The sequence below is a fragment of the Enhygromyxa salina genome (genome assembly GCF_002994635.1).
Lineage (GTDB): Bacteria > Myxococcota_A > Polyangia > Nannocystales > Nannocystaceae > Plesiocystis > Plesiocystis salina_B.
In genome coordinates, this window is the sequence record NZ_PVNL01000015.1 from 64,615 (window position 1) to 78,891 (window position 14,277).

At 69.2% G+C, this 14,277-nt stretch carries 15 protein-coding genes and 1 tRNA gene; 8 read left to right on the forward strand and 8 right to left on the reverse strand.

Going from position 1 to position 14,277, the window contains the following annotated elements:
• Nucleotides 1–10: 10 nt before the first annotated feature.
• From ENSA7_RS03345 to ENSA7_RS03355, 3 genes are read right to left on the reverse strand one after another with little or no spacing between them, the layout of a single operon-like run.
• Nucleotides 11–1,360 carry a formimidoylglutamate deiminase gene (locus ENSA7_RS03345; RefSeq protein WP_181233050.1) on the reverse strand — a complete coding sequence of 450 codons (1,350 nt, stop codon included), beginning with the start codon at nucleotides 1,358–1,360 and terminating at the stop codon, nucleotides 11–13.
• Complete coding sequence (locus ENSA7_RS03350; protein WP_106087738.1) at nucleotides 1,357–2,043, reverse strand: HAD family hydrolase; 687 nt, start codon at nucleotides 2,041–2,043, stop codon at nucleotides 1,357–1,359. Before ENSA7_RS03350 ends, ENSA7_RS03345 begins: the two co-directional genes overlap by 4 nt.
• Before the next feature lie 7 nt (nucleotides 2,044–2,050).
• Nucleotides 2,051–4,213, reverse strand: a complete 2,163-nt coding sequence (locus ENSA7_RS03355) for an aspartyl protease family protein (protein ID WP_106087739.1) — start codon at nucleotides 4,211–4,213, stop codon at nucleotides 2,051–2,053.
• Nucleotides 4,214–4,388: 175 nt separating this feature from the next.
• Between ENSA7_RS03355 and ENSA7_RS03360 the strand changes: the two genes are divergently transcribed.
• From ENSA7_RS03360 to ENSA7_RS03375, 4 genes are all read left to right on the forward strand, one after another.
• The gene (locus ENSA7_RS03360) at nucleotides 4,389–5,051 is read left to right on the forward strand and encodes a twin-arginine translocase TatA/TatE family subunit (RefSeq protein WP_106087740.1); all 663 of its coding nucleotides are present in this window, start codon (nucleotides 4,389–4,391) and stop codon (nucleotides 5,049–5,051) included.
• Nucleotides 5,052–5,068: 17 nt separating this feature from the next.
• Nucleotides 5,069–5,926, forward strand: a complete 858-nt coding sequence (tatC, locus tag ENSA7_RS03365) for a twin-arginine translocase subunit TatC (protein WP_106087741.1) — start codon at nucleotides 5,069–5,071, stop codon at nucleotides 5,924–5,926.
• A 108-nt stretch (nucleotides 5,927–6,034) separates the two neighbouring features.
• A complete protein-coding gene (locus ENSA7_RS03370) occupies nucleotides 6,035–6,868 on the forward strand; it encodes a hypothetical protein (protein ID WP_146157281.1) in 834 nt (277 codons plus the stop codon).
• Between the two features lie 205 nt (nucleotides 6,869–7,073).
• Nucleotides 7,074–7,832, forward strand: coding sequence for a hypothetical protein (locus tag ENSA7_RS03375; protein ID WP_106087743.1), 759 nt, complete (start codon nucleotides 7,074–7,076; stop codon nucleotides 7,830–7,832).
• 24 nt (nucleotides 7,833–7,856) lie between these two features.
• Here the strand turns inward: ENSA7_RS03375 and ENSA7_RS03380 are convergent, their stop codons facing one another.
• Together ENSA7_RS03380 and trmB are read right to left on the reverse strand one after the other, a co-directional pair.
• Nucleotides 7,857–8,687 (reverse strand): patatin-like phospholipase family protein, encoded by an 831-nt coding sequence (locus ENSA7_RS03380; protein WP_244923697.1) that lies wholly within the window; start codon nucleotides 8,685–8,687, stop codon nucleotides 7,857–7,859.
• Complete coding sequence (trmB, locus tag ENSA7_RS03385; protein WP_181233052.1) at nucleotides 8,684–9,316, reverse strand: tRNA (guanine(46)-N(7))-methyltransferase TrmB; 633 nt, start codon at nucleotides 9,314–9,316, stop codon at nucleotides 8,684–8,686. The genes ENSA7_RS03380 and trmB overlap by 4 nt, the downstream gene beginning before the upstream one ends.
• Nucleotides 9,317–9,383: 67 nt before the next feature.
• Between trmB and ENSA7_RS03390 the strand changes: the two genes are divergently transcribed.
• The 3 genes from ENSA7_RS03390 to ENSA7_RS03400 all read left to right on the forward strand — a co-directional run bounded on the left by ENSA7_RS03390 (nucleotide 9,384) and on the right by ENSA7_RS03400 (nucleotide 10,900).
• Nucleotides 9,384–9,854: a hypothetical protein gene (locus tag ENSA7_RS03390; RefSeq protein ID WP_106087745.1), complete on the forward strand. Its 471-nt coding sequence runs from the start codon at nucleotides 9,384–9,386 to the stop codon at nucleotides 9,852–9,854.
• Nucleotides 9,855–9,925: 71 nt separating this feature from the next.
• On the forward strand, nucleotides 9,926–10,324 hold the full coding sequence (locus ENSA7_RS03395) for a hypothetical protein (protein ID WP_106087746.1): 399 nt from the start codon (nucleotides 9,926–9,928) through the stop codon (nucleotides 10,322–10,324).
• A gap of 27 nt (nucleotides 10,325–10,351) precedes the next feature.
• Nucleotides 10,352–10,900, forward strand: a complete 549-nt coding sequence (locus ENSA7_RS03400) for a hypothetical protein (protein ID WP_106087747.1) — start codon at nucleotides 10,352–10,354, stop codon at nucleotides 10,898–10,900.
• A gap of 81 nt (nucleotides 10,901–10,981) precedes the next feature.
• On the opposite strand, the gene ENSA7_RS03405 is transcribed toward ENSA7_RS03400, so the two are convergent.
• Together ENSA7_RS03405 and ENSA7_RS03410 are read right to left on the reverse strand one after the other, a co-directional pair.
• A tRNA-Arg gene (locus ENSA7_RS03405) sits at nucleotides 10,982–11,055 on the reverse strand.
• Nucleotides 11,056–11,131: 76 nt separating this feature from the next.
• Nucleotides 11,132–11,923, reverse strand: coding sequence for a Stp1/IreP family PP2C-type Ser/Thr phosphatase (locus ENSA7_RS03410; RefSeq protein ID WP_106087748.1), 792 nt, complete (start codon nucleotides 11,921–11,923; stop codon nucleotides 11,132–11,134).
• A 111-nt stretch (nucleotides 11,924–12,034) separates the two neighbouring features.
• On the opposite strand from ENSA7_RS03410, the gene ENSA7_RS03415 reads away from it, so the two are divergent.
• A complete protein-coding gene (locus ENSA7_RS03415) occupies nucleotides 12,035–13,789 on the forward strand; it encodes a J domain-containing protein (protein ID WP_106087749.1) in 1,755 nt (584 codons plus the stop codon).
• 10 nt (nucleotides 13,790–13,799) lie between these two features.
• Here the strand turns inward: ENSA7_RS03415 and ENSA7_RS03420 are convergent, their stop codons facing one another.
• Entirely contained in the window at nucleotides 13,800–14,267 is a 468-nt protein-coding gene (locus ENSA7_RS03420) for a hypothetical protein (protein ID WP_146157282.1), read from the reverse strand.
• Nucleotides 14,268–14,277 lie beyond the last annotated feature (10 nt).

Sequence of the window (14,277 nt, forward strand, 5' to 3'; positions counted from 1 at the left end):
GGCGCGCCATCTAGCGCCTACGCCTGCCGGCCACCCACACCTGCGAGATCGGCTCGGCCGTGCCCGCGAGCAGCAGGGCGTCGAGCGCCAGGTGATCGTCCACGCCGCGCAGCGTCGGGTGGTCGAGGTCGATCGCCACCGCGTCGAACGGCGAGCCCACGGCCAGGCGACCGAGCTCGGGGCGGCCGAGCGCCCGCGCGCCGCCAGTGCTCGCGGCCGCGAGCAGCAGCGGGGCGACCCGGCCCTGATCATCGCGCAGACACAGCCGGGCTTGGAGGCGCAGCCGCTCGTGCATCTCGAGCAGTCGCGCCTCTTGGATCAGGTCGATGACCGCGTTGCTGTCGCTGCCGAGCGAGAGCGTGGCCCGGTGCTCGTGCCACGACGTCGCCGGGATGATCCCGTCACCGAGGTCGGCCTCGGTGGTTGGACACGCGCAGACCTGCTGATCACGCAGGAGCTCGAGGTCGTCGCTGGACACGTGGATCGCGTGAACCGCCGTGAACGCGTGGGGGCCTGCGAGACAGCCGGCGTCCGCGAACACCTGCAGCGGGGTGCGGCCATGCTCGGCCTGGCACTGTTGGTTCTCGAGCAGCTGCTCGGACACGTGGGCGTGGATCGGCAGGCCGTGGGCGTGGGCGTGGGCGGCGAGCCGCGCGAGCTCGTCGGCGCGCACGGCCCGGACGCTGTGGGGGGCGACGCCGATGCTCAGCATCGGTGAGGCCAGCGTGCGCAGGGCGTCGACGCGAGCCAGGTACGCGTCGGTCGAGCCGTCGCAGAACCGGCGCTGCTCGGGCAGCGGACCGGCGGCCTGGGGGCCTGACCGCGAGTAGTAGACCTCGAGCAGGCACAGGCGCAGGCCCACATCGGCGGCCGCCCGGATGACCTGATGCGAGAGCTCGTTGGGGTCGGCATAGGGCGCGCCGTCTGGGGCGTGGTGAAGATAGTGAAACTCGCCGACGCAGGTGATCCCGCGCCCGAGCATCTCGGCGAAGCACGCCCGCGTGTGCTCGTAGACGCCCGCGGGGTCGAGGGTGTTCGCGACCTCGTACATCGCGGTCCGCCAGGTCCAGAAGCTCGACGGGCTGTGTGGACCGAGGGTGTGGGTGGCGCCCCGAATCGCCCGCTGAAACGCGTGGCTGTGGGCGTTGATCATGCCCGGGAGCACCAGCGCGTGACCGAGGTCGTGGAGCAGCTCGCCCGCCGGTTGGTCCGCGCCAGCGGGATCTTGCCGCGAGATCGCGAGGACCTGCCCGGACACGCGATCGAAGCGGATCCGCGGGTGCTCGACCAGCTGCGGCACGCCGTCGAGCTCGACCCACGCGAGCTTGGCCGTGACCGCGAGCGTCGCTGGCTGGATCACCGATGGTCCTCCAGTTCCTCCAGGTCCTCCAGGTCCTCCAGCCAGGCCGGGAGCTCAGCGGCGCTGTCGAGCACCTGCTCACGGGTCAGCCGATCGAGGAAGCTGGAGCTGGCGTGCCGCTCGGGGCCCGTGCGCACGCCGACGAATCCGACCCCAGCCGCGCTCGCGGCCAGCTGGTCGTCTTCGCGATCGCCGACATAGATCGCGCGCTCGGCCATGCTCGACCTCGAGCCGCCGAGCGCCTGCCAGACAGGTTCGAAGCAGCGCGGGTCGGGCTTCGACACCGGCTGATCTTCATAGGCGAAGATCCCCGCGAACCACTCGCTGGGCAGCCCGGCCTGGTCCATGCGCTGGCGCAGCCGTCGGCGCGATCGCTTGGTCACGATCCACAGGCTGTGACCGCGCTCGCGCAGCTGCGTCAGCGCGTCCGGGACCCCGTTGATCGCCGGGTAGCTGTGGTCGTCGGCGAGCTGTTCATAGAGGTTCATGAAGGGATCGAGCCCGACCCCCGGCCACAGCCGCGCGAGCGTGTCCTCCCAGGTCGGGCCGTAGTGCACGAGCTGCTCGGCGCTGGGGATCTGCCAGCCGAGCTCGGTGGCGATCCGCTGATGCAGACGGACGTACTCGGGGAAGCTCTCGATCAGCGTGTCATCGAGATCGAAGATCAGCACCGGGTAGCGCATGCAGGCGTCACTGGCCCTTGGGATTGGCGGCGGGCTTGGCGGGAGCCGAGGTCTCGGCGGCCGCCGGGGGCTTGGCGGGGGCCTTGGCCTTGCCAGGGTTGAGGTAGAGCCGCTGCTTCTCGTAGTCGAGGGTCCAGCGTCCGCGCCCGAGCGCCTCGAGCCCGAGCATCCCGTCGAGTCGAAACCCGTCGCTCGTCGCGTTCTGCTGGAGGAAGCCCCAGGCCGCGCCGAGGTCTTCGCGGGTGAACTCGCCGAGCGAGAACCGCTCGACGCGAGCGAGGGTGGGCGCGCCGCCACGGACCGGCGGCGCGCCGATCCCCGCGTAGGCGTACGCGCCCTCGTTGGCGGTCAGGTCTGCGCCCCGCATGCCCGTGTTGAGCAGGTACATGCCCTCGGCGCCGTTCATCTGGCCCAAGACATAGAGGTAGTGGGTCTCGTGGACCCAAAACGGGACGGAGATGCCGGTCCGGTTGGCCTCGCGCTGCTTCTTGCAGCGGCTGCCGGGCTCGACGATCTCCAGCAGCTTGGCTTCGCGATCGACGCTGATCTGCCGGGTCGCGAACGGGCGGATCCCCAGCACCCCGTCGACGCCCTCCATGCCGACCACCGCGCTGATCTGGGCGTCGGGGAACATGGTGATCGGGACGTTGCTGACGGACAGCTCGCCGATCGTGAGGCCGTCGAGCTGGCCCTGCTTGAGCGGCGGGCCACCCGCGACGAGCGGGGCCTGGGCGTCGGTGCCGATCACCAGGGCCCGGGCCCGCGAGTCAGAGATGATCAGATCCGAGGCGCCGGTGTCGAGCAACAGCCGCAGCGAGTCTCCGTCGGCGTGGACTTCGACGACGACCGCGCCGCCCTCGACCTCGATTGGGACCGTGGTGGAGCAGCCGTTGCCGCCCATCTTGGCGACCAGCGGCTTGCCGGAGAAGGCCGCGTAGCGGGCCGCGAGATCAGGGCTGCCGGCCTCCGCCAGATCCTTGGCGGCCTTGGCCCAGTCACCGCCGCGCATGTGGATCCACGCGAGCTGGCGGGCCGCCTCGTCCTCGCGCAGGCCCTTGCTGATCGCCTGACGCATCAGCTTCTCGGCCTCTTTGAGATCGCCGTCGAGCAGGGCGACGCGGGCGAGGATGTAGACCGCCTCCAGCTCGTTCTTGTCGAGCGCCAGCGCGCGCTTGGCCGCGGCCTTGGCTTCGTCGAGGTGCACGGCCGCGAACGCGAGCCGGGCATGCACGACCTGGGCGAGCGCGTTGTCCTTGTCGTCTTCGGCGTCGAGCTTGGCCTTGTCGAGCGCGGCGAGCAGCTGATCGGGCTCGGGCTCCGACGGGGCCAGCTCGGGCACGGCGAACAGCTCCTCGCGGACCGGCCGGTGATGAACGACCTGCAGGCGCAGCTCGACGACGTGATCGGGGTAGCCCTCGACCTCCGTGATCTGTTGGATCAGCCACGGAACCTGCACGCCGTCGACCTCGCGATAGTCCCCGTAGACCCGCCGCACGACGTCGCTGGTCTCGGTGTCGCGCTCGATCTCCTCGTAGAGCAGGCCGGTCGCGCGATCGAACCACTTTTCGCTCTGTGGCATGATCGGCGAGGCGGCGAACCACATGATCCCGTCGAGCTCGAGCCCGTCGGGGCTCTTGCGGGTCGGCAGCAGCTCGAGCGCGAGATCTTCCCGCTTGTCGACGTCGAGGTACCAGTGCAGTAGGGCGTCTTCGCGGAGCACGGGCGTGGCCGCGGGATCCTCGATCACGAGCATCTGGGGCTGGGCCTGCATCTGCCAGCCGGTGCCCCCGTCGAACCCGCGCTCGAGCACGTTGTCACCGACGACCATGCGCCGGTACATGCGCCCGTCGGCGGTGGTGTAGAGCACGAATTGCCCGTCTGTCTCCTCCCAGACACAGTCGGGGTCGCCCTCTTCACAGCCTTCTTGGGCCTTGAACACGACCCGGGCCTCGACGGTGCGCTGGGCCACGGCACGCAGGGCCTCGTCGCCGCCGCTGGCGACGATGTGGCGGTCGAGCAGCTCCTGCACGGACGACGGGGCCGCTGGCGCGCCGTCGGGGTCGTCGAGATCGCCGGGCACCGTCAGGCAGCCGGCCGGCACCAGCACGGGTGGCAACAGCGCCAAGCACAGCGCCAGAGAACGACGCCATGGAGTGGAGCGCGCGGACATGAGGCGCAGCTTGCCCCCGTGCTGGAGGGGTGTCCAGGCAGGCCGAGCCCGGTCGCGTCGAGCCCTGTGAGCGTGGAGATTGGCCGGGATCGGGCGGCGCTACAAGCGTTCTCGCACGCGTTGAGCCACAGCCCCTCCAGACGACAGCGCTCGCAGCCCCTGCTATGGTTCGCCGATGTTCGGTCTCGGCATGATGGAGATCGGCCTCATCATCGCGCTCGCGGTGATGTTGTTCCCGCCGACGGAGCTGCCCAAGCTCGCGCGTTCTGTTGCCCGGATCTACGGACAGGTCCGCAAGACCGCCGAGGATTTCCGTAGCACGCTGCTCGAGGACGAGGACCTGCGCTCCCCGATCGACGAGATCAAGGGCGCCTACAACGACGCCCGCTGGGAGGTCCGCGACGCCGAGCGCAAGGCCCGGCAGCAGCTCGCCAAGGCCCAGATGGACCTGCGGATGGCGACGGCGCGCCGACTTCAGACCGAGCGCGAGCAACAGGCTAAAGATGGGGCCAAAGATGGGGCCAAAGATGGGGCCGCGGCGGAAGGTGCCGCGAGCACCGACTCAGGCCCGGCGCCCGAGCTCGGCGCAGCCAGCTCCGCGAGCCCCGTTCGGATCGCGGTCAGCGAGCCCGACGGAGACGAGGAGCCTGAACCGGAGGGCGCTGACGCCGGCGGCCCTGTCGCTGGCGCGGATCCCCGCCACGTCAGCGGTGGATCGCTCGCCGCCCGCCGTCCGCCGCCCTACACTCCGCCCACCAGCGCGACCGACAGCAAGCTGAGCGACAGCGAGAGTGACAACCCGAGTGAGAGGGACGAGGCCCGCGAAGGCGTCGCCTGACCCAGATCCGATTCTCCATGGCGGGCGAAGACAAGGACAACAACGGCCACGACGGCTTGGCCGAGGGCCCCGAGGGCGACAAGCCGATGTCCTTCCTCGACCACGTGGGCGAGCTGCGCTCGCGGCTGATCCGCATGGTCGCGGCGATCGGGCTGGGGTTCTTCGCGAGCTTCTACTTCGCCCCGCACATCTCCCAGTTCCTCCGCATCCCGCTCGACGACGCGTGGAAGTCGGCCGGCATGGAGGGCATCGCCGAGCTGCAGGCGCTGGCGATCCAGGACCCGCTGATGGTCGACGTGCGCGTGGCCGTGACCGCAGGGATCTTCCTCACGGCCCCCTACCTGTTCTTGCAGCTGTGGCTGTTCATCGCGCCGGGGCTGTTCGCCAAGGAGAAGCGGTTCGCGGTTCCGTTCGTGATCACCTCGATGATCATGTTCCTGATCGGGGCCGCGTTCGCGTTCGAGGTCGTGCTGCCGTTCGTGTACGAGTGGATGATCGACTACTCGCACGATCGCGGCGAGTCGATCCAGCTCGAGCTCCACAACTACTTCAAGGGCACCACCCGGGTCCTGCTCGCGTTTGGCCTGGTCTTCGAGTTCCCGTTGCTCGTCGCGTTCCTGGCCAAGGCCGGGGTCGTGACCGAGAAGACCTTGATGCGGTTCTGGAAGATCGCCGTCCTGGTGATGTTCATCGTCGCCGGGATCCTGACCCCGCCCGAGCCCGTCAGTCAGGTGCTCATGGCCGGCCCCATGGTCGTGCTCTACTTCATCTCGATCGGCGTCGCGAAGCTGATCAACCCGGCCTCCAAGATCGAGGCCGCCCTCGCCGAGTACGACGAGCCCGACGAGCCCGACGAGCACGACGAGCCCGAGTAGCTCGCGCGCCCCCTGCACGCCGGCCCGCAGCGACCTGCACCGAGCGCCCGCTCCCAGAGAGCGGGTGCCGAGGTGTCTGTGGGGGTCATAACCGGCTACAGTGCGGCGATGAAACTACGCGCCGTTCTCGCGTTGTGTGGCCTGCTCAGCTCCACCGCGCTCATCGCCTGCGGTCCACCACCGGCCACCAACACGGCCAAGAAGGTCGGCAAGGAGGTCAAGGTCGACGACAACGCTCCGACGAGTCTGACGGACATCAAGTTTCAAGAGAGCGAGCGCGGCGGCGACCCCAAGCTGGTCGGCTGCGCCGACGGTCAGCGCGAGGGCTTCGCCGACATCAAAAAATTCCCGACGATCGCCGGCTGCCTCGGGGTCTGGGACGGGAGCTTGACCCTGCGCAAGGGACCCACGCGCAAGGCGTGTGGCGACGACCTCGACGTGTGCGCCTCGCCGGCCGACGTCTGCGCCGAGGGCTGGCACGTGTGCGCCCGCGATGGCGACTATCACGACCTCAGCGATCGGATCGACGACAAGCAGTGCAGCGAGGGCGCGGGCCCGGGCAAGTTCGTCGCGGGCATCAGCCACGTCAAGAAGAAGAAAGAGTGTGCCCCTGCGCCCGGCCCGACGACGCGCTACCCGTGTCTCAAGGATGGCTACGGCGCCGAACCAGTGTGCTGCGGGCAGAACTGCCGGACGGGTGAGTGTCGCGACGCGGTCTGGCCTCAGCAGACCCGAATCTCCGTCGGCAAGGCCCAAGGTTGCGGCGCGGTCACGTCTGATCGCAACGGCGGGGTCTTGTGCTGTCAGGACGCCGAGAAGCCAGCCGCGCCCGCGATCGTCAAGCCGATCGAGGCCGCACCGACCGGGACCGAGGCCCCGAGCGAGGCCGCACCGACCGAGCCGCCGGCCGAGCCCGCGCCCGCTGACAAGCCCAACGAGTAGCCGAGTCGTCCAGTTTCGCTGCGCACCAGCGACCCGGGCAAGCATGTCCGGGGATTTTGCGCTGCTCGCGGTTTGCGAAGGAAGCGCTCGCGAGTGGCGCGAAAACTAGCGCAGATCCGCTATGTTGGCGCCACTCTCGGGTGTGTATCATTTCGCCGCCCCGACTCGACCCACGAGCGGCGCTGAGCAAGGAGACTCGCCTACGATGGAAGTTGGTTCCCCCGAATGGATCGAAGCTTCGCTGGCCCGGCTCGATGAACTCGAGCAAGAGCGCGCGACGCATGAGGCGGCGATCGAGACCGTCAATGAACCCTTCGTGCTTCGACAGCACAACGAAGCGATCGAGCAGCTCAGCAGCGAGATCAAGGCGCTCTACGCCCAGCTCGAGGCCGTCGCTGAAGACGACGACGACGACGAGGACGCGGCGACCGACGCCGAGAGCTCGCCCACGCCCACGCAAGGCGACGACGAGCTCTCAGCCCCGCACATCTCGGCGATGATCGGCGACGACGGGGGTGGGGCAGCGTTCTCGACCCCGGCCAGCGCGCCGCCACCGAGCGCGCCCGCCGACAATCCCTTCAGCAGCCCGGCGGTCTCGGCCCCGGCCCCAGGCAGCTACGACGACGATCTCAAGCCGCAGGGCGGGGGCAGCAAGTGGGTGTTCCTGCTCGTGGTGTTGCTCGGCGCGGGTGGTGTCGGCGGTTACTTCGTGTGGCAGAACATGCAAGCCCAGAAGGCCAAGGCGCCGGCCGGGCCCAGCGAGCCGGGTGAGGTCATCAAGGCCGCGGAGATCCCCGACGACACCGAGGAGCCCAACGCGGTCAAGGGTGGCGACGCCACGATCTCGCCGAACGCCAACCCCAGCAGCAACAGCGGCTCAGGCGGAAACGACAGCGGCAAGAAGAAGAAGGAAGAGAAGAAGACCAAGCCGATCGTCCTCAAGGGCGGCGACGGCCCGCTGTGACCGAGTCCCAGCCGGCGTGAATTTTTAATTCGCGTCGGGTTGGTCGAGCCAGCGCAGGGTCACGGCCTGGGCGTGGGTCATCGCCTCGAGGCCGCGATCCAGCGCGCCCGGGTGCACGCGGGGTAGGTCGTCGATCGCGATCACCTTGCGACTTGGCGTGTGGCGTCGCTCGGCCGCGTCGTCGCGCTTCCCACCGCCGAGCCAGGCCACGAGGCGGTCCTGGCCCGAGCTGAAGACAGCCCGGTGAGGGAGGTGGTGATACAGGGCCCGTTCGTCGGGGCCGAGCGCCGAGAAGCCGGGGCGATCGCTGATCCCACCGTCGGCGTGGAGCCGGCCGTCGATGCGCACGGGTCCGAACATGATCGGGAGCGCGGCGCTGGCTCGGATCGCCGGGCGCAGCTGCCCACGCTCGAGCACGTGGGTCCGGCGGCTGCGAAGCTCGTGGGTGATCGCGGCGAACGGGATCTCGCACTGCTCGATGCGCTCGACCCCTTGGCCCGCGTTGGCGAGCGCGTTGGCCAGCAGCCCGTCGAGCTTGCGGCCTCGCAGCAGACCCAGTCGCGTACCCGGATCTCGATCCGCGGTCGGGCTGCGCAGGTCCTGCCAGCTCGGATCCCAAAAGTCGCTACGCTGAAGATCCGTCAGCAGCTCGACGAGATCTCGGCCCGGGATCCCGCTGGCCCACAGCCCGCCACAGATCGCCCCCGCCGAGCTCCCGACCACGCGGCGGGGCCGAAGGCCGACCTGCTCCAGCGCGCAGACCAGGCCGACGTGGGCGTAGAAGCCAAAGAACCCGGCGCTCAACACCAGGGTGAAGGGCTCGGCCGCGAGCCAGTCGGCGTGGCTGCGGATCACCTTGGCCGCACTCCGTAGCGCATCCGCCAGACCCGCTGGCCGCGGGCGAGGGTCGTGTCCTCGCGGCGGCTGGTCGCCTCGCACGGGTTTTGCCGAGTAAAGGCCCACTCGCCAGCGAGGTTGCGGAACCCGAGCGCGTCGGCTTCGGGGCCCTCGAGCTCGGCCATGGCGGCGAGCGCGAGTTCGAACACGTCGCTGGCGACGTGGAGCTCGCCGCCGGGTCGCAGCTGGGACGCGACGACCTCGAGCATCTCGGGATCCACGACCCGGCGCTTGCGGTGGCGGGCCTTGAACCATGGATCGGGGAACAACACGTGGAAGCGATCGACCGAGGCCGGCGCGAACACCCGATCGAGGTCGACGTTGATGTTGACGTAGCCAAACGCGAGGTTGGCCTGGCCGCCGCGTCGGGCCCACTCGCGGTTGCGCTCGACGAGGGCCTCGCGGATCTCGAGCCCGACCACGAAGTCGCGAGGTCGGAGCGCGGCCAGCTCGAACGAGAATTTTCCGTCGGCGCAGCCGAGCTCGACCTCGACCCGCTCGGCGTCCGCGGGCACCTCAATCCGCGCGGCTCGGGCGACCAGATACTGGGCCCCGAGCGGGTTGACGTGTTGGCGGACGCTTCGCACTGGGCCGCAGTCAATAGCAGAATCCACGCACGTGGACAGCGCCCGGCGCTTGGGTACAGTCGCGCCCGTGGCGATCCCCGAGCTGTTCACCAGCGAGAGCCTGTACACGCCGGATCAGTGGTTCGTGCACGACATCGTCGAGACTGGCGAGCGCCACATGGTCGGGATCTGCGACACCAGCGAGCTGGCTTCGCACCCGCTGGTCGTGGCCCAGCGGTCGTGGCCGGGGCAGCCCAAGCACGTGCCCGGTGCGATCATGGTTCAGATCACCGGGACGCTCGGCAACATCCACGCGGTGACCGTCTTGAACCTGCGCATGACCGACGGCTGGGTTGGGTTTGGGACCAACATCTTGGACGCGCGGTTTCGCGGGCTCGGGCGGATCGGTCCGCCGCTGCGCTGCGAGCTGAAGGTCGAGGAGCTGCGCGAGCTCAAGGGCCAGCTGTTCGTGACCTACGAGTTTCGCTTCGGCCAGGAAGGCCGGGCGATCTACAAGTCCCGCCAGCGCGCGAGCTGGTCGCGAGTCCAGGCTTCCTGACCCGCGCGGAGCCGGGATCAGCGCTTGACCGGGCCGCGCAGGCTCGACTAAATTTTCGCAGGACACGCACCATGAACCTGCTGGACACGATCAACCGCGTCGCGACTCAAAACCGATGGCCGCTGCGCCAGGATGCCAACGGCGAGATCCGGGTCGAGGTCGGGCTGCAGAGCGGCCGCACGCAGGTCGTGACGCTCGCGCAGGGCAACGACCCCGAGGGCGACCCGATCGCCTACGTGTGGTCGGTCGCCGGCCACATCTCGGTCGCCCGCGACCTCGCGGCGGTGATGCGCTTCTCGCTCAAGCTGTCGTATGGCTGCACGGCGATCAAAGACGACAACGTGATCGTCAAGCACTCGCTGCGCCTGCTCGGGAGCGACGACCACAGCTTTCGCAAGGCGATGTTCTTCGTGGCCCGGGCCGCGGACATGCTCGAGGCCGAGGCCTACGGCGGCGCCGACAACAACTGACTCCCACTCCGACCGACGAGACCGATCATGAAGCTCCCCGCACCGTTCACCGCCCTCCTCCTCGCTGGCTCCTTGACCCTCGCCGTGGCTGCCTGTGGCACGCCCACCGTCGAAGGGGCCGAGAGTCGGTTCAAGGCCAACAAAGACAAGATCTCGGTGTTGACCACCAAGCAGCCCGCGAACAAGGCCGAGTTCGACAAGAAGATCGCCGAGTTTGACAAGGAGCACACGGACGCCATGGCCGCGGGCACCGACGAAGAGAAGATCAAGAAGCTCGGCGCGCTGAACTCCCGGATGGACAAGTACATCGCCGAATTGGAGAAGGCCAACCCGACCGAGCCCGCCAAGGCCGGCGGCGCGGGGGCGCCGTCGAACAAGCTCGACGGCGCCGCGGCTCCGGCAGCAGGTGCCCCGCCCGCAGGCGGCAAGCTGGACGGCACGGCTCCGGCGGCGCAGCCAGCTTCAGGTGGCATGGGCGGCGGCGCGGCTCCGGCAGCTCAGCCAGCTTCAGGTGGCATGGGCGGCGGCGCAGCTCCGGCAGCTCAGCCAGCGTCCGGTGGCATGGGTGGCATGTAGCCGCGCGTTTCGCAGGTCAAGCCGCAGGTTGGGGTGATCCGCCGCTCGGGCCAGAGCCTGGCCCGAGCTGAAGATCGTGAGCGCGCCCGGAAGGATTCGAACCTCCGACACCCAGGTTCGAAGCCTGGTGCTCTATCCAGCTGAGCTACGAGCGCGTGGCGGGGGTCTTAGCACAGCGGCGCCGCGCAAAAAAGCCCAAACGAGCCCAAACGAGGGTGCGAGCGGCCGGGTTCAGGCCTCGAGCACGTGGGCGAGCAGGACCGTCACGTTGTCCTTGCCCCCGGCCTCGTTGGCGGCGTCGATCAGCGCCTGGCAAGCCCCGTCGAGCCGCTTCTTCTTGGACTCGACGTGCTCGAGGATCTCCGCGTCCTCGAGCATGTCGTTGAGCCCGTCCGAGCACATCAGGTAGATGTCGCCGATCTTGTACTCCTCGACGTAGACGTCGACGGCGACGTGGTCGCCGAGCCCGAGCGCGCGCACGACCACGTTGCGGTGGGGGAAGTTGCGGATCTCCTCGCCGCTCATCTCTTTCATGCGGCGCCAGTCGTTGAGCAGCGAGTGATCCTCGGTCATCAGCTGGATCGCGCCGTCGCGGATCCGGTAGACCCGGCTGTCGCCGACGTGACCGATGTAGAACCGACCCTGGGCGAAGTACATCGCCTCGACGGTGCACCCCATGCCCTTCTTCTCGGTCTCGGCGGCGGCGGTGTCGAAGATCTCCGAGTTGGCCAGCTTGATCGCGGTGATCATGCGGTTCTTCTCGACCTCGACCGAGGGCAGGCGAAACGGCCAGGTCCGCGGGCTCTCGGCGCTGGCCCGCTTGTAGAAGTTGCCGATCACGCTGACGGTGATCTGACTCGCGACCTCGCCGCAGGCGTGGCCACCCATCCCGTCCGACACGACCGCGATCGGGACCTCGTCGGGGATCAGCAGGTTGTCTTCATTGTGCGAGCGGACCCGGCCGACATGGGTCAAGCCGGCGAAGCGGACGCGGTCGTGGCCGACGGCGAAGCTGATGCTCACGAGGGCCGGCTTCCTTGGTGCTTGCGCATGGTGGGTACGCGACGGTAACAGGGACGCGGCGGATCTCGCCAGACCGGTTTGCGGCAATCGACCGTGCTAATCTCGCCCGGCATGACCAGCTCGACAGGTGGCTCGCGCACCTACAGCTTGGGTTCCGGCGCCGGAGCTGTGTCGTTCCCTCGGCTGCTGTTCGGGCTGTTGCGTCAGCGGTTCACGGGCACGGTGTCGCTGACCCAGCTCGACCCCGCGGGTGAGCGAACGATCTGGGTGCGGGGCGGCATGCCGGTGTTCTGCGACTGGCACAGCCCCGATGATCTGCTCGGCGAGATGTTGGTCAGCGACGGGGCGATCGACATGCACGGGCTCGAGCGGGGTCTCGCGGAGCTGGCTTCCAGCGGGGCTTCGGGCGGGGCTTCGGGTGGAAGGCTGCTCGGCCAGGTGCTCGTGGATCTGCAGCTGATCGATGAGACAACCCGCACCAACGCGCTGCGCGAGCAGTGCACCCGCAAGCTCGTCCGTGTGTTCGCCCGCGAGGTGATCGGCGAGCAGGTCACTGTCACGGCGGTCGAGCACGACAAGGGCAACGACGACGAGCTCGGGCAGGTCAACGCGCTCGCGCTGCTGCTCGCTGGCGTCGAAGCCCACTACGACAACAGCCGGATCCAGGCCGAGATGGGCACGGCGCTGTCGGGCGACATGGTCGCGACGCCCGCGCTGGCCCGCTACCAGCGCCAGTTCGGGTTCAACGCCGCCGACGATCCGCAAATCTTGGGTGCGCTGGCCCGCGGGACCACGATGCGCAGCCTGATGATCCCCGGCATCGATCGCGGCCGGGCCCTGCGGGTCGCGTACACGCTGTGGGTCGCGCAGATGCTCCGGGTCGGCGACGACGCGCTGCAGTCGATCGCCAAGGGCGCGACCGCGGCCGCTTCGGGCCCCACACCCGCCGCCGTCCCAAAACCTCCCGAGCCGCCACCCACCAAGTCCACCGCCAAGCCGCCGCCACCAAAGTCAGCGTCCAAGCCGCCGCCGCCCGCCGCCGCAGAGCCCAAGCGAGCCAAGCGTGACGACGACGAGGCGTTCGAGCGCACGCTCGTCGAGCTCGAGGCTCGGGTCGCCGCCGAGGCCAACGCGTTCGCGATGTTCGACCTCGAGCTCGACGCCGATCGCAAGCAGATCCGCGCCGTGTGGTCCGAGCTCAGCAAGACCTACCACCCCGACGCGCTCGAGAGCACCGGTCGGGCGTCGCTGCGCTCGCGGGTCGAGCAGGTGTTCGCCGCCCTGTCCGAGGCCTACGGCGTGCTCTCCAAGCAGGAGGAGCGCGAAAAATTGCGTGAGGCGCTCGAGATGGGCGGGCCGCTCAAGGCTGGCGAAGACACCTCCGCGGTGGTCCGCAACGCGTTCGAGGCCGAGATGATCGCTCGCGACGCCGACAAGCTGTTGAGCGCCAAGCAGTGGACCCGCGCGGCCGCGCTGTTCGAGAAGGCCCACACGCTCAGCCCCCAAGACAGCGACATCGAGGCGGCCCTGCACTACTCCACGTTTCGGGCCAGCACCGCGGGTGACGACCGCAAGCGCGCCGTGTCGACGATCACGCAGCTGGCCAAGGTCATCGAGCAAGCGCCCGCCTGCGCGCGAGCTCACTACTTCACGGGCCTGATCCAGCTCGGGATCGACGAGAACACCAACGCCAAGCACAGCTTCGGCGACGCGATCCGGCTCGACCCGCGCAACATCGACGCCGAGCGTCAGCTCCGGGCGCTGCGGATCCGCGAGCGGTCGTCGTCCACGGGCGCGCCTGCGGGCAAGAAAGACGACAAGAAAAAGGGCAGCTTCGGCGGGCTGCTCGGCTTGTTCAAGAAGTAGAGCCGGCCGCTCACTCGGAGCGAGACTTCGGCTTCGCGGTGCTGGCGAACGCGGCCAGAGCGAGCAGCACCACGGCCAGGGCCGCGAGCGTGGCCTCGTGGATCATCCACAGCTGCTCGGCCGCGTCGATCCGCACCTGCGGGCGCATCGCGACGAGGTCCACCCGGCTCCAGGCCTCGTGCGCGCGGGGCAGGATGCCGAGCCGATCGACGCCGGCGATGCCAGCGGCGAGCAAAGCCAAGCTCGCCGCCGCGTTGTGCCGAAGCCAGTGTTTGGCGACGGCGGTCAGCACCACGCAGGCCGCGAGCGCGAGCTCGGCGGTGCGCAAGCTCAGCGGCTGGGCCAGCGCGCGTGCGAGGTTTGCGTCGACGAGCGAGGTGTCGCCCTGCAGCGCCGGTACCAGGATCAAGTGTCCGAGCACGATCGAGCCCAGCGCCAAGCCCAGCGCCAGCATGCCGATGAGTGCAGTGGGTCGCACGCGAGCATCC